The sequence below is a fragment of the Prosthecobacter sp. genome, assembly GCF_044222565.1.
Taxonomy (GTDB): domain Bacteria; phylum Verrucomicrobiota; class Verrucomicrobiia; order Verrucomicrobiales; family Verrucomicrobiaceae; genus Prosthecobacter.
Genome location: NZ_JBGANA010000007.1, coordinates 167,106 through 181,443, shown reverse-complemented (window position 1 = coordinate 181,443; position 14,338 = coordinate 167,106). Strand labels below are relative to the sequence as shown.

Sequence of the window (14,338 nt, the reverse complement as noted above, 5' to 3'; positions counted from 1 at the left end):
CGTGACAGAGAATGCCGCGCCTGCCCTAGTGCGGCATTCATGGATTCTTCCCCTCCGTCATCCGCCCAGCCAAACGCCCTGCTTCAGATCATTGGCGGCCTGTACATCCTGTTTGGCAGCTTTGGTCTCATCAGCCTGCTCAAGAACGCGGCCCTGTGCTTTGCTCCGCTCGAAGGACAGACAGGACTGATGGCGGAAATGATGCGCGGGAATGACAGCTATGCCGCCACCATGCGGACGCTCTTTCTGCCGGGCCTGCTCTACGCACTGGCGCAGTTCATTTCAGGCGTGGGCCTGCTGCGCGCCAGCAGGCTTGCGCGCAAAGCCGCCATCGGCTGCGCTCTCTATGGCATCGTAGCCGCCGTCTTCACCGGCTGGCTCACCGTCAGCTACACCCTGCCCTTCACGCTGGCCTACACACTGCAGCAGGTGAAAAACCCGGACATGCTGAATACGACGCGAAACATCACGCTCGCTTCGGGCTACATCGGCGTTGCTCTAGGCGTGCTCTATCCTCTGACTGCCTTCATCCTGCTCATGCGCACGAAGGTGCGCTCTCCTTTTTGACTCGACCGTTCATGCTCACCTCCCTTTCCGAACTCCCCACGTACAAAACCCACGGCACCAAGCTGGCCGTTCTCACCGCCTACGACTATCCCACGGCACGCATGCTGGATGATGCCGGGGTAGATCTGCTGCTGGTGGGCGACTCCCTCGGCATGGTGGTGCTTGGCCTGCCGGACACCACCGGTGTGACCATGGAGATGATGCTGCATCATACCACGGCCGTTTGTCGCGGCGTGACGCGCGCGCCTGTCATCGCAGACCTGCCCTTTGCCAGCTACACCACGCCGGAGATGGCTGTGGCAAATGCCAGAAAGCTGATGGACTGCGGTGCCGCGTGCGTAAAACTGGAGGGAGGTGTGAGCGTTCTGCCGCAAGTACGCGCCATCATCGCGGCCGGCATTCCGTTCGTGGGGCACATCGGCATGCTGCCGCAGAGCGTGAAGGAGGAGGGCGGGTACAAGAAGAAAGGCAAGACCGCCGAGTCCATCGATCATCTGATCGCAGATGCGCAGGCGCTGGATGAAGCAGGAGCCGTGGCGATGGTGCTGGAGAGCATCGTGCCAGACGTGGCCACGCGGATCACAAGCCAGGTCAAGGCCTGCACCATCGGCATCGGTGCTGGCGCCGGCACGGATGGCCAGGTACTCGTGACGCCCGACCTGCTGGGCAGCTTTCCCTGGTTCCGCCCCCCGTTTGCCAAAGCACGCGCGGACGTGGCCGGCGAGACACTGCGTGCCGTGCGTGAATACATGGCGGATGTGAAAACGCCTGCCTGACAGCAGAGCGCTCCGCCTCTGATCAAGGGGTGACTTTCAAGCGAACGAACCTGGCAGCCGGGGCCAGTGCCTGCACCGTTCGTGTTGGTGGCACGCTCTGAGGCCTCACCATTGATCACCACACAACCGCCAGTCTGGACAGCCACCAAAATCTCGAGGCTGACCGTGGGGGTGGTGTCCATTTCCACCAAACCCCGCGCATTCTGCTTCATATCCAGCCGGTCGGCCTTGAGTCCAAAATGAAGGAAGTTCCGAGCCGCCAGAAATCCCGCTGGTCTTTTCCGGAAGACTCTGAGAGGATGCTGGGATGAACACTTTTCTCTCCCCCATCGACGGGAAGTTCGTCAGCCGCCGCGAGATCCTGCGCGCGCTGGGCGCCACGGCTGCTTTCACCGCCTTCCCCTCCCTGCGCGCGGTCAATGCCGAGAAGGATTCCCTGCCCGTCCAGTTCTACAAGAGCCTGACCGAGGAGCAGCGGGCAAAGATCCTGCTGCCGTTGGATCATCCAAAGCGAGGATTTGTGAGCAACTGGTGGTACATCTGCCCAGACCAGCGCCTGCACACCTTCTACACCAAGGACCAGCAGGATCTGGTGCGCCAGATCTTCGAGTCATTTCATCACCCTGACCACCGCGAAAAGATGAACTGGCAGGTGCAGAAGGACCTGATGGGCAACATCAAAAACACGCCCTCCGTGGGCTTCTTTGGCACGCCGGAGGACAAGGACTTTGAGTTCATCTACACTGGCCACCACGTCACGCGCCGCTGCCATGCGGCCACGGACCGGGGGCTGGGCTTTGGAGGAAGGCCCATCTTCTATGGCAACTTCGCCAAAGCCTTCAACGAGTCCAAGGACCACGAAGGCAATCCCTTCTGGTATCAGGGCCTTCTCTTCAATGAATTTGTCCAGACGCTGGACGGCAAACAGCGGGAAAAGATCCTGGTAGGCATGGAGCCGCGCCCAGAAAATCCGGCCAAGGTGATCGAGAAACGCAAGACTGACCTTCCCGGCATTTGTGGCGCGGACTTGAGCAAAGATCAGCAGGCCAAACTGCTGGAAACCATGCGGCAGATGCTGGTGTGCTTCCGTCCGGATGATGTAGCCGCGACGATGAAGACCATCGAGGACAAGAAGCTGGTGGAGCGCGTATTTGTCTCCTGCTACGGCGGCAAATTCGACATCGGCGAAGACAAGGTGTGGGACACCTGGCAAATCGAAAGCCCCGAGTTTGTCTGGTACTTCCGCGGCTACCCGCACATCCACGGCTATTTCCACCTGCCCGTCTGATCAGCCCTCCGAATCACGGTCCGGCTCGTGCAGGTCCACGCCATGAATCTTTTCGGACTCATGAGGGGTGGTGAGCACTTTGACCACGCACCAGCCGAACAAGAGGGTGACAGTGCCGACAGACAGCAGCATGACGATGAGGCCTGAAGTGGTCATAGGTGTGATTTGTCTGAGTGATTGTCCAACCCCTGCTCAGCGCGCCGGAAGGCTTTGGAGCGTGCCGCCAAGAACAGGAAGAAAAGGAGCAGCGCGGCCAGCAGACCGATGCTGAGCTGGGCCGGCAGCCTCGCGTCACGGCCAATGAGATCCGTGACATAGGATGAAGCCGCGCCGGACTGAAAGGTGACGAGGTCGATGCCCAGCACTTCCTTCATGAGCCACATGGCGAAAATCGTGAGCAAAAAGGCCGGGCAAACCCAGCGGACGATCGGTCGAAACAGGCGCGGAACAGGAAAAGCCGCACCCTTGTTCATCTCGGCAAAGCCGCGGTCAATGCCCCACACCCAGCCAAATACGATGATCTGAATCGTGGCGAGCGTGAAGATCAGGAAGGTGCCTCCCCAGAAGTCCAGGGTGTCGAGCGCTTTCAAGTCACGGGTGAAATAAGCCACGAGGCTGGTGCCTGCCGTGGTGAGAAACGCGAGCAGGGCCACTGAAATGCGCCGGCCCACCCCGAGCGCTTCTTCGAGGAAGGCGATGCCAGGCTGCAGCATGGCGATGGAGCTGGTGATGGCCGCGAGGAACAGCATGAAGAAAAACGCGCCGCCAAAGAACGCTCCGGCCGGCATGCGGGCAAACACCAGGGGCAGCACCTTGAAACCCAGGCCCACGCCCGCCTGACCCGCGATCCCGGCCACCCCCAGAAAGGCTACCGCCGCCGGCACCGTGATGAGCCCGCCCAGCGCCACCTCGCAGAATTCGTTCGCGCTGCTGGCGGTGAGCCCGCTGAGCACGACATCGTCCTTCGGACGCATGTAGCTGGCATAGACAATGATGATGCCAAAGCCCACGGCGAGACTGAAAAAAATCTGTCCCGCCGCCGCGAGCCAGAGACTGGGATTCGCCAGCTGCATCCAGGGAGAGGTGGTTTTCAAAGCGAGAGTTCCATGGCTGGCCGCCACCTCGGCTTCAGCCTCGGCAATCGCCTTTGAGCCCACGACTTCGCGTGGCTTTGCATCAGCGCCCGGCGCGGTCGGCACCACCTGTACTTTGCTGGGGTTCCACATGTAGCCGAGTCCGTTCCCGACATTGTCATGCGGACGGGCGGGATCCGGTGCGCCAAGCGTGAGCACGCGCACCAGCACCACCATGGCCAGCACGATGAGCAGCGGGAGCCCGAAGTTGCACATCTTTTCGATTCCAGCGGAAAGGCCGCGATAGATCAGCCAGAAATTGAAGACGAACACCAGCAGCAGCCACGGCAAGGTTTTGTCCATGCTGAACTCCAGCGAAGCCGCATCCGCCGCCGCGCCGGTGAAGGCGTTGTAGTAGTCCACGGTTCCCTGCGCATCGTGCAAATCGAGGCGGCCGGACCAAAAGTTCACCGCATAGCCCAGGCACCAGCCCTCGATCACAACGTAATAAAGGTAGATCACGACCGGGATGATCACGGCAATGACACCCGCATACTTTGCCCACGGCTTCTGGATGATGATGGCAAAGGCTCCCGGTGCGGAATGGTAGCCACGGCTTCCGGCATAACGCCCCATGGCCCACTCCGCCCAGCCGATGGGCAGCGCGATGATCAAAAATGAAATCGCATACGCCATCATGAATGCACCGCCGCCATACTGCGCGGCGAGTCCGGGGAACCGCAAAAAATTGCCGAGTCCCACCGCGCTGCCCGCGACGGCCATGATGACGCCCAGACGTGAGCTCCAGGATTCTTTCTTCTGCGACATGGGCCGAAGGTAGGCAGTGCGCGTAGTGACGACAAGATGGCAGTTTGAGAAAGTGCGCAGCGTTCAATAGAGCTCGCACCATGGAGTTAATGTGCGAGGTTTGCCCAACGTTAATGCGCACCAGCCGTCTGCCCGTCATTGCATTCACCGCCGCCCTGCTGCTCATGGCAGGCTCCGTGGCATGGCTGATGTATGAGTCCAAAGAACAGTCCGCCCTGGCCGCGGAACTCGCGCACACGAAACAGCTGAATCACGGGAAAAGAGTGAATCCCGCGACGATGCCGCCCACCCCTGCCGCCGAGCCGAAGAAGGCCGCCGCTCCCGATGACACCGCGCCGACCACGGCCTCTCCTGCCATCGCCACGCTCAATGTGCCGGGCTCGATGCCAAATGAGGCGCTTCTCACCTTTCGCAGCGTCGAGGCTCTGGCCGCGTTCAGAGACCGCGCCGCCGCGCTGGGGCTCGAATTACTGGGCTATGACCCCAAACTGCGCATGGCCCGCGTGCGTTTCCGCACTCCGGCGGCGCTGGAGGGCGAGCTGAACGCACATGCGGCGGACTACAGCTACATCGGCCCAAATCTCATCGCGAGAATCCCGAGACTCCCAGCCCCGGCTGCTCAGACAGACACCGCAAACGCAGGCGGTCGGGAGCCTTTCCGCAGCCAGGGGCTGGATGCCATTGGGGCCGCTGGAGACCGCTCCGGCTGGGGCCAGGGAGTGACCGTTGCGATCATTGATTCCGGCGTCACCGCTCATCCCTCGCTGGCCAATGTGCAGGTCACTCATTATGACATGCTGAATGATGGCAGCGCCTTCAATGGCCACGGAACGGCGATGGCCTCGCTCATCGCGGGGAATGACCCGACTGTGGGCGGGGTCTCCCCTTCCGCCAAGCTGCTGGACATCCGTGTGGCAGACACCAACGGCAACAGCAACACCGCGATGGTGTCCTCCGCCATCATCAAGGCCGCGGACCTGGGCGCGCGAGTGATCAACATCAGCCTCGGCGCCGAAGGGGATACTCCGGTGCTCGATGAAGCGGTGCGTTATGCGACCAGCCGCAACATCGTGGTCGTGGCAGCTGCTGGCAACGGCCAGGAAACGGCGCTTTCATTTCCTGCGGGCATCCCCGGCGTGCTCAGCGTGGGCGCGGTCGATGCCACCGGCACGCAGGCCTATTTTTCCAATTCGGGCCAGGGACTCGTGCTTGTAGCGCCTGGGGTGGGCATCGTTTCCGGCTATTCCGATGGCAAATTTGTGATCGGCAGCGGCACCTCCCAGGCCACCGCGATCACCAGCGGCGTCGTGGCCTACCTCCTGGGCCGCGGCTACAGCGGTGCCAGCATCATTCCTCTGCTGACGAGGACGGCCGAGCCGCTGAAGGCCCCGGCGACGGCGGTGGGGGCGGGGTTGATCCAGCTGCCGAAGTAAAAGTCAAAGCCGAGTCAAGAGGTCAAGGCAGCAACGTTTCCAACAACTCCTGCCCCGTTGACCGCGTAGCGAGCTTGACCTCTTGACCTCTTGACCCTACTTCCCCCATGGCCCGCAATTACACGCTGCACAGCACGCACGAACCCAGCACCCGCATCGACTACAAGGCGGAGCTGAACGAGCAGCAGCATGCGGCGGTCACGAGCCCTCCGGGACAGGCGCTGGTCATTGCCGGCGCGGGCAGCGGCAAGACTCGCACGCTGACCTATCGGGTGGCGTGGCTGCTGGACAACGGCATTCAGCCGGAGTCCATCCTCCTGCTGACCTTTACCAACAAGGCCGCGCGCGAGATGCAGGAGCGCGTCCAGGCGCTCGTGACGCAAGATGCCAGCCGCATCTGGGGCGGCACCTTCCACTCCATAGGCAACCGGCTGCTGCGCTACAACGCGGAGCGTCTGGGCTACCGCAAAGGTTTTTCCATCATGGATCGTGAAGATCAGAAGGACCTGATGGAGACCGTGCTGGGCACCAGCGGCATCGACACCACCACCTACCGATTCCCAAAGGCCGAGGTTCTGGGAGACATCTTCTCCCTGGCAGACAACACCCTCTGCGAGCTGAAGGAGATCATCCACACACGCTATCCCTACTTTGAAGAGGTGGCGTCCGGCATTCTGAAAATGCGCAAGCTCTACCAGGAGAAGAAGCGTGAGACGAACTGCATGGACTTCGACGATCTGCTGACGCTGACCGTGCAGCTGCTGGAGGAAAACGAAGACCTGCTGGAGCGCTACCGCAGGCAGTTTGAGTTTGTCCTCGTCGATGAATATCAGGACACCAACGGTCTGCAATGCCGCCTTGTGGAACTGCTGACCGGACCGCAGGGAAACCTCATGGTGGTGGGGGACGATGCCCAGTCCATCTACTCCTGGCGCGGGGCGGATGTCTCGAACATCCTTGAGTTTGACCAGCACTGGCCCAGGGCACGGGTGCACAAGATCGAGGTGAACTACCGCAGCGTGCCGGAGGTGCTGAACCTCGCGAATGCCGCCATCGCCATGAACCGCGGGCAGATCCCCAAGAAGCTGCTGCCTGCGCGCGAATCCAAGGGCGTGCTGCCCGCGCTTGTGGCGCTCGACAGTTCAAGCTCGCAGGCATCCTTCGTGGCGCAGCGCATCCTGGAACTGCTGGACGAGGGCACCGAGCTCAATGACATCGCCATCCTCTACCGGGCGCATTTCCACAGCATGGAAATCCAGATGGAGCTCACTCAGCGGGGCATACCGTTTCACATCACCAGCGGCCTGCGGTTCTTTGAGCAGGCGCATGTGAAAGATGTGGCCGCCTTCATGAAGTTCGCGGTGAACCGACAGGATGAAGTGAGCTTCATGCGGATGGTCAGGCTGGTCGAAGGCATCGGTAATGTCAGTGCCGCCAAGCTCTGGCAGGAGTGGCTCAAGTCCGATGCCGCGAAGGCGGAGACCATGAGCGGCAGCTTCTCAGAAGTCCTGCTCCAGCTGAAGGTGCCGAAGAAGGCCAAATCCACCTGGGAACAGTTTGCCTACACGCTCGATGAACTCATCGACAAGGAAGGGAAAACCACGGCGCCGGCGCTCATGATCCGCAGCATCACCGAAGGGGTTTACGAGGACTACATGAAGGCGAAGTTTAAAAACTACGAACAGCGCCAGCAGGACCTGGAACAGCTCAGCAACTTCAGCGACCGCTTCACCGACCCGCTCGAATTTCTCAGCCAGCTCAGCCTCCTCAGTGGCGTGGACACGGACAACAACCCCGCGCAGCGGCAGCAGGAGGAGCGTGACGCCGTCACCCTCACCACCGGTCATCAGGCCAAAGGCCTGGAGTGGAACGTCGTCTTCGCGGTCTGGCTTGCGGACGGCATGTTTCCGCACAAACGCGCCATCGATGAAGGCGGCGACTCCGCACTGGAGGAGGAACGCCGTCTCTTTTATGTGACCGTGACGCGCGCGAAGAATGAGCTGTACCTGACCTACCCCGTCATCAACCACCAGGCCCGCGATGGCGACATCATGATGCGGCCTTCACGATTTATCTCCGATCTGCCGAAGGATCTGGTGGAGGTGTGGAATGTGAAGAGCGGGTGGTAGGAAGGGCGATTCGCGGCTTTTGCTGCCAGCTTTTCAATCTCATCAGCTCCGCCTTTGAGCATCTTTCCGTTTTTCGTTATCCTGCCCCATGCCAGCGACACTAGACCAAGTCTAGCCATCCATCCGCTCTTTGCCGCGTCCGGATTTGGGCGCACTGGTCTCCCGAATTATCGAGTCATTGTCCCAACCATTGGCAGACCCCAGCGATACCGGGTTGGAAGCTATTGCAGTCAGCAGAGAAGCTGAAATGGAGCATGATCCAGCGGCGACAATCTCCCATGAAGACAAGGTGGCCTTCATTATAACGCTTCAGCCTGCATGAAAACGACGGCAGTCACGATTCCGCCTGCCGGGCGCCTTAACGGGGGACGCGCTGAGGTGGGTGCTGCGAGGCCAACTGAGATGCATGACTTGCCGCATCCCCTTCTCTCTCCTCAATCGTAGATCTCGAGCATCTCCACCACGAAGTGCAGCGTCGCATTCGGCGGGATGCTGCCTTCCCTGCCCTGCAGGCCGTAGCCGAGATAGCCGGGGATTTCGAGTTCGATCATGCCGCCTTTGTTCACGTACTGCAGGCCTTCTGTCCAGCCTTTGACGACCTGAAACATGCCAAAAGTGACCGGCTTGCCCGTCACGTAGGAGCTGTCGAAGACCCTGCCATTGAAAAGCCAGCCGTGGTAGTTCACCTCCACGCGGTTCTGGGTGGTGGGCTTGGGGCCGGAGCCTTTGCGCAGGATGCGATATTTGAGTCCGGACTCAGTGGTGGTGAAGGTCTTCGCAGCACTTTTGTCGATCTCTCCCGCTCCGGGAGGGAGCTTCGGAAAAGGCACGTCCTCCGCCCGTGTCACGCCGGAGAGAAAGAGCATCCCGAGCAATACGAAGCCAAGCGGTTGGAGTTTGGACGACGAAGATCGGAAGAGGCTGCAGATGGAGTTCATCCAACAGAAGAGACTTCATGACTTCCGTTCGTCAAGCGTTTAGGGGCGGCCCCGGGGAAAGCACCGTGACAATCGCACACTCGACATTGAGAACGAAGAGCGAATAATAGGGCCTCAATCCGCATGAGCCACTCCATCGAGATCACTCGTTCCAAGGCCACCCCTACCGCAGTGATCCGCAGCCGCGTGCCGCCGCAGGAGCTGTCCCGGTTTGTGCCCGCAGCCTGTGGCGAGGTCTGGTCCTTCATTCAGGCAGCCGGCCTGCCCAAACCCGGACGCCATGTGGCCGTCTATCTCGATGGGCAAGGAAACATCGAGGTAGGTGCCGAGGTGTCCGCGCCCTTTGCAGGCAATGAGCGGGTGCAATGCTCCCAACTTCCCGCGGGGTTGGTGGCCACAGCGGTCCACCTGGGTCCCTATGGCAGCCTGGGAAAAGCCCATGCCGCAATACGCCAGTTTTGCGCTCAGCGAGGGCACATCCCCACGGGTGTTTCGTGGGAGATCTACGGCCATTGGGAGGAAAGCTGGAATGCAGATGCCTCCAAGATCCGCACCGATGTGTTTTATCTGCTGGAAAACAGCACCCCTCAAGCAACGCCACCCGCATGAATACGCCAGCCTGCCAGGCCAAAACCCTGAGTCCGGTCATTCCCGTCGCCGACATGGACCGAAGCATTCGTTTTTACCACGAGGTGCTCGGCTTTCATACGTCCATGCAATCCGCGGACTATTCCATCCTGACCCGGGAGGGAGCGTCCCTGCATCTGACCATGGCGGCGGATGCCTCGGTCCTGGAATTCACCCGCAAGCATCTGTCGTGCTATCTGGAAATCCGTGGCATCGAGGCACTGTGGGCTCACGTGTCCACCTTCAAAGACCGTCATAAGGTCCGAGATCTTTTCGACCGTGAGTACGGCATGCGCGAGTTTCACATCATCGATCCGGACGGCTGCCTCATTTTTGTTGGCGAGCCGATTCAGTAAGATGTAGTTCAAGCGTCCAGATTGTCTCAAGAGAGGATCGCGAACCAATCCCGCTCCCGGGCGCTCCTTACGGGCAATTTGCCTCGTTGCCGCAACTCCTCAAACAGGCAAGGGCAGGCGCAAGGCGCCGCGCCTAGCGAGGCTAAAGGCAAGGGACTCGACCACGCAACTCTGCCAAAGAACATTTTTTCTTAACTCTAAGGAGGCATTCACACAGGCCGTTACCAGCAGTGGTAGCCGTCCCACCACGCGCCATGTCTCTTCGGGTCCAGCCTCCTAGTCCTGAGATTCAAAAAGAACTGCAACTTCACAGAAACCTCATCGTTTAACCCCGCATCGGCCCGGACCACCGGACGATCCCACCATGAAAACGCGCTTCTTCTTTCCCCTTGCCTGCGTTCTGCTCGTCACCGCTCCGCTTCACGCCGACAACGAAGTTTATCGAACCTGGACTGACGCCCAGGGGCGCAAACTGGACGCCACCTTCCGGGGCATCGAAAACGGCAATGTCTTCCTGCAGGTGCGCAATGGCTATGTCTATCGCCTGCCGCTGGACAAGCTCTCGGCAGCGGATCAGGAAGCAGCCCGGACGCTGAAGCCGCAGGGACTCGGCATCCCAGCCGACCCCAATCTCGCTCAGGCAGCGGCGCAAATCGACATGCTGGTGGAAGCCGGGCTGAAGAAGGCCGAGCAAAAGCCCAATCCCCTTGCCTCGGACGAGCAGTTTGTGCGGCGGGTGTTTCTGGACCTCGCCGGACGCATTCCCACACGGGAGGAGGCACTGGAGTTCATCAATGACCCGAGCGTTTCCAAACGTGCCAAGGTGATCGACCGCCTGCTGAAGTCCGAGGGCTACAACAGCCACCTCTTCAACTACTTTGCCGACATGCTGCGCATGGCGGATGTGGCGCAGAAGGCCCGCTTCTACACCTACCAGGACTGGCTGAAAGGGCAGATCGCGGACAACGTGCCGTGGAACAAGATCGTCTACAGCATGATGACCGCGGACGGCAAGCTGCTGGAAAACGGTGCCACCGGCTACCTTCTGCGAGATGCGGGCATGCGTCTGGATAATCTCAGCCTGACGCTGAGCACCTTCATCGGCGCGAATGTCTCCTGCGCCCAGTGTCACGACCATCCCTTCGCGGACTGGACGCAGCACCAGTTCTACGAAATGGCGGCCTTCTTTGGCGCCACAGAAACCTACGGGGCCAAGGGCAATGCCGGCGCTGGCATGCAGGGCATGCGCAAGGTGCTGGCATCCCTGGGCGACAAAAGGCTGCAGCAGCAGGCGAAAAACCTTCTGCGCGTCAACGGCCTGATGGTGGAAGATACGAGCGAGAACGATCTGAAGCTCCCGGATGATTATAAATACCCGGATGCCAAACCCGGCGACCATGTGACGCCGAAGCTGGTGACCTGGAGCGATGACAAATCCAAGAAAGCCTACCAGGGCATCCAGACCACCAAGCACGACGAGCAGCTCCGTACCCAGTTTGCCAAATGGATGACTTCTCCTGAAAATCCGCGCTTTGCCATGACCATCGCCAACCGCATGTGGAAGCACATCTTTGGCATCGGCGTCAAGGAACCGGTCACAGACTTGGATGATCCGAAGGCGAGCGTGAATCCTGAGCTGCTGCATCATCTGGCCAATGAAATGGTGCGGGTGAAGTTTGATCTGAGACAGTTCCTGCGCGTGCTGTGCAACACCCAGACCTACCAACGCGAGGCCACGAGCCATGAACTCGCCGACAACACACCCTACCTCTTCCCCGGCCCGATCCTCCGCCGCATGACCGCGGAGCAGGCGTGGGACTCCTGCGCCACGCTGGTCGTGGGTGCCGATGTGGAGAAGTTCAAAGGCCATCGCGGCACGACGTATGCCAAGGCCATGAACATTGATTTCAGCGGCAATGCATCGCCGGATGTGATCAAGGGACAGATCGAAAACGCGGTGGCCAGCATGCGTCAGTTTGGCGGCGCTGGTGGCAATCCCAAGAACAACGCGAAGAAGAAGCGCATGATGAACCCGAACAGCGAGGAAGACCTCACCGTTTCGCCGCCCGTTCGCAACGGCATGGTGCTGGCACGCGCCTCGGAGCTGCCGCAGCCGGAAAAGGACCAGCATTTCCTCCGCATGTTTGGCCAGAGCGACCGCCAGATCGCCGACAGCGAAAGCGAGGAAGGCAGCATTCCGCAGGTGCTCATGCTCATGAATGGCGAGGCCCAGCGCGTCATCGGTCAGGATGACTCGCTCGTGGTGAAGACAGCAGACGCCATGGACACCCCGGAGAAGAAGGTGGAAAGCCTGTACCTGAGCTTTTTCAGCCGCAAACCCAAGCCCGACGAACTCTCCAATGCCGTCGCAGGACTGAGCAATGGAATGACGATGCGTGACCTGACCTGGGTGCTGTTCAACACCCGCGAATTCATCTTTGTGGAATAAAAACCTTTGCCCCCTTCCCCGTCATGAAACTTCAGAACCAACTCGATCCCATCACCCGCCGTGCCTTTTGTGAGCGCTGGGCCAGTGCCGCCCTGGGAGTGACCGTGCTGCACGGTCTGGGCGGATCCGCATTTGCCGCAGAAACGGCGAAAACCACCGCCGCCCCCTCGGGCCCCGGATTTGGCAAAGCCAAGAACGTCATCTTCCTGCAGATGGTCGGAGGCATGACCCACATCGACACGCTGGACCCGAAAGATGGACCCACCCAGGGGCCGAAGACGCCGATCAAAACAAAGGCGGATTTCCAGCTCGGTGGCACCATGGAAAATCTGGCCAAGCAGGCGGACAAGATCAGCATCATCCGCAGCATGACCTCCAAGACCGGGGTGCATGCCGCCGGCCAGTACGTGATCCGCACGGGCTATGAGCAGCGCGGCACGATCAAGCACCCGAACATCGGCGCGTGGGCCCAGCATTTCCTCGGCTCCAGCCACAAGACCCTGCCCTCCAGCGTGTGCGTGAACCGCCAGCCGCAGAATGGCAACGGCTTCTTCCCCTCCAGTTTCTCCCCGCTGCCCATCCTGGACCCGGATTCGGGCCTGCAATATGCAAAGAGCGAAGCCTCTCCGGAGGTGATGATCAAACGTCTGGTCATGCTTGACCAGCTCGATGCCGGATTCCGCGACCGCTTCAAAACCTCCGAGGTTAAGAGCTACACGCAGTTCTACGACAAGACCATCAGCATCATGTCCAGCACGGACCTGGAGGCCTTTCAGCTGGACGATGAACCTGCTGCCTTGAAGGAAAAGTACGGCAAGGGCAAATTTGGCCAGGGCTGCCTTCTGGCGCGCCGTCTGGTGGAAAAAGGCATCCGCTACATCGAAGTCGCCAAAGGCGGCTGGGACATGCACAACAACATCGACGACGGCCTCGATGAACACGGCGCTGAACTCGATCAGGCGCTCGCCGCGCTGCTGGAGGATCTCAAAGAACGCGGGCTTCTGGAAACCACACTTGTCGTGCTCTGCTCCGAATTCGGCCGTGGTCCGAAGATCAATGGCAACGGAGGCCGTGACCACCACCCGAAAGTGTTCTCCACTCTCCTCGCCGGCGGCGGCGTCAAAGGCGGATTTATCTACGGCGCCAGCGACAAGGAAGGCATGGCAGTGGCTGACAAGCAGGTCAGCCCGCAGGATTTCCTCTCCACCATCGGCTGGAGCCTCGGCCTGCCCATCGACGAAGTCGTCATGTCTCCGAGCAACCGGCCGTTTACGGTCGGAGACAAGGGCAAGGCGGTGATGGATGTGTTTGCGTAGAAAGCTCTTCCAACACCCTCGGGATCATCTCGTGAAGTGCGGTACCCTCTCCAAAATAGAGGGCTTCGTCGCTCTCGCCCTTGTAGAATCCGAGCTTGGGATAGATCTCATCTTCCTCGACTCGCCCACCGAAAGCACTGCCGCTCAAATGAGCCGCAATCGCGAATGTTAATGATGATAGAAGTGCCGTCTTTTCGTCCTGAGCCAACTGTGCCGTACGATTAACTATCAAGCCAACCGTTCTCGAGAGCTCCATGAGAAAGGCGTGTTCGCAACGCTTATAAAAGATTGGATCGAGTTGAGTGTTCATCGCTAAATGAGTCGGGCTACGCCGGACGTTCTTAATTGAGTGCCGGCGGTGGGGATAGCAACAAAGCCTTTGCCCTTTCAACCCTAAGTCCTATCGCAGATGGTTTGGCTGTCATTAGTCCAGTCCCCAAAGGCTATTTTGCACACAGGAAAATATTGGCGGGCTAAATCTAGCAAGCTTTCTCAAGACTCCTTAACCAGGCCAATTCCCCGCAAGCCGCGCAAACAACTGGCGTATTCTGCGACCGC

Annotated in this window: 12 protein-coding genes; 9 read left to right on the top strand and 3 right to left on the bottom strand. The window is 60.1% G+C overall.

Annotation, left to right across the window (positions count from 1 at the left end):
• Positions 1 to 39: 39 nt before the first annotated feature.
• From ACILSR_RS12425 to ACILSR_RS12415, 3 genes are all read left to right on the top strand, one after another.
• On the top strand, positions 40 to 567 hold the full coding sequence (locus ACILSR_RS12425; protein WP_395750097.1) for a hypothetical protein: 528 nt from the start codon (positions 40 to 42) through the stop codon (positions 565 to 567).
• Between the two features lie 11 nt (positions 568 to 578).
• On the top strand, positions 579 to 1,343 hold the full coding sequence (gene panB, locus ACILSR_RS12420; protein WP_395750096.1) for a 3-methyl-2-oxobutanoate hydroxymethyltransferase: 765 nt from the start codon (positions 579 to 581) through the stop codon (positions 1,341 to 1,343).
• A 307-nt stretch (positions 1,344 to 1,650) separates the two neighbouring features.
• A complete protein-coding gene (locus tag ACILSR_RS12415) occupies positions 1,651 to 2,631 on the top strand; it encodes a DUF3500 domain-containing protein (RefSeq protein WP_395750095.1) in 981 nt (326 codons plus the stop codon).
• Here ACILSR_RS12415 and ACILSR_RS12410 read toward each other — a convergent pair whose 3' ends face one another.
• A complete protein-coding gene (locus tag ACILSR_RS12410; protein WP_395750094.1) occupies positions 2,632 to 2,787 on the bottom strand; it encodes a hypothetical protein in 156 nt (51 codons plus the stop codon).
• On the bottom strand, positions 2,784 to 4,532 hold the full coding sequence (locus tag ACILSR_RS12405; protein WP_395750093.1) for a sodium:calcium symporter: 1,749 nt from the start codon (positions 4,530 to 4,532) through the stop codon (positions 2,784 to 2,786). The genes ACILSR_RS12410 and ACILSR_RS12405 overlap by 4 nt, the downstream gene beginning before the upstream one ends.
• A gap of 113 nt (positions 4,533 to 4,645) precedes the next feature.
• On the opposite strand from ACILSR_RS12405, the gene ACILSR_RS12400 reads away from it, so the two are divergent.
• Entirely contained in the window at positions 4,646 to 5,965 is a 1,320-nt protein-coding gene (locus ACILSR_RS12400; protein WP_395750092.1) for a S8 family peptidase, read from the top strand.
• A gap of 107 nt (positions 5,966 to 6,072) precedes the next feature.
• On the top strand, positions 6,073 to 8,094 hold the full coding sequence (locus ACILSR_RS12395) for an ATP-dependent helicase (protein WP_395750091.1): 2,022 nt from the start codon (positions 6,073 to 6,075) through the stop codon (positions 8,092 to 8,094).
• A gap of 434 nt (positions 8,095 to 8,528) precedes the next feature.
• Here ACILSR_RS12395 and ACILSR_RS12390 read toward each other — a convergent pair whose 3' ends face one another.
• A complete protein-coding gene (locus ACILSR_RS12390; RefSeq protein ID WP_395750090.1) occupies positions 8,529 to 8,960 on the bottom strand; it encodes an FKBP-type peptidyl-prolyl cis-trans isomerase in 432 nt (143 codons plus the stop codon).
• 195 nt (positions 8,961 to 9,155) lie between these two features.
• Here ACILSR_RS12390 and ACILSR_RS12385 point away from each other — a divergent pair, with 195 nt between their 5' ends.
• From ACILSR_RS12385 to ACILSR_RS12370, 4 genes are all read left to right on the top strand, one after another.
• A complete protein-coding gene (locus tag ACILSR_RS12385; protein WP_395750089.1) occupies positions 9,156 to 9,641 on the top strand; it encodes a GyrI-like domain-containing protein in 486 nt (161 codons plus the stop codon).
• Complete coding sequence (locus tag ACILSR_RS12380; protein WP_395750088.1) at positions 9,638 to 10,015, top strand: bleomycin resistance protein; 378 nt, start codon at positions 9,638 to 9,640, stop codon at positions 10,013 to 10,015. The genes ACILSR_RS12385 and ACILSR_RS12380 overlap by 4 nt, the downstream gene beginning before the upstream one ends.
• Before the next feature lie 364 nt (positions 10,016 to 10,379).
• The gene (locus ACILSR_RS12375) at positions 10,380 to 12,464 is read left to right on the top strand and encodes a DUF1549 domain-containing protein (RefSeq protein ID WP_395750087.1); all 2,085 of its coding nucleotides are present in this window, start codon (positions 10,380 to 10,382) and stop codon (positions 12,462 to 12,464) included.
• A gap of 23 nt (positions 12,465 to 12,487) precedes the next feature.
• A complete protein-coding gene (locus tag ACILSR_RS12370) occupies positions 12,488 to 13,780 on the top strand; it encodes a DUF1501 domain-containing protein (protein ID WP_395750086.1) in 1,293 nt (430 codons plus the stop codon).
• Positions 13,781 to 14,338: the final 558 nt, after the last annotated feature.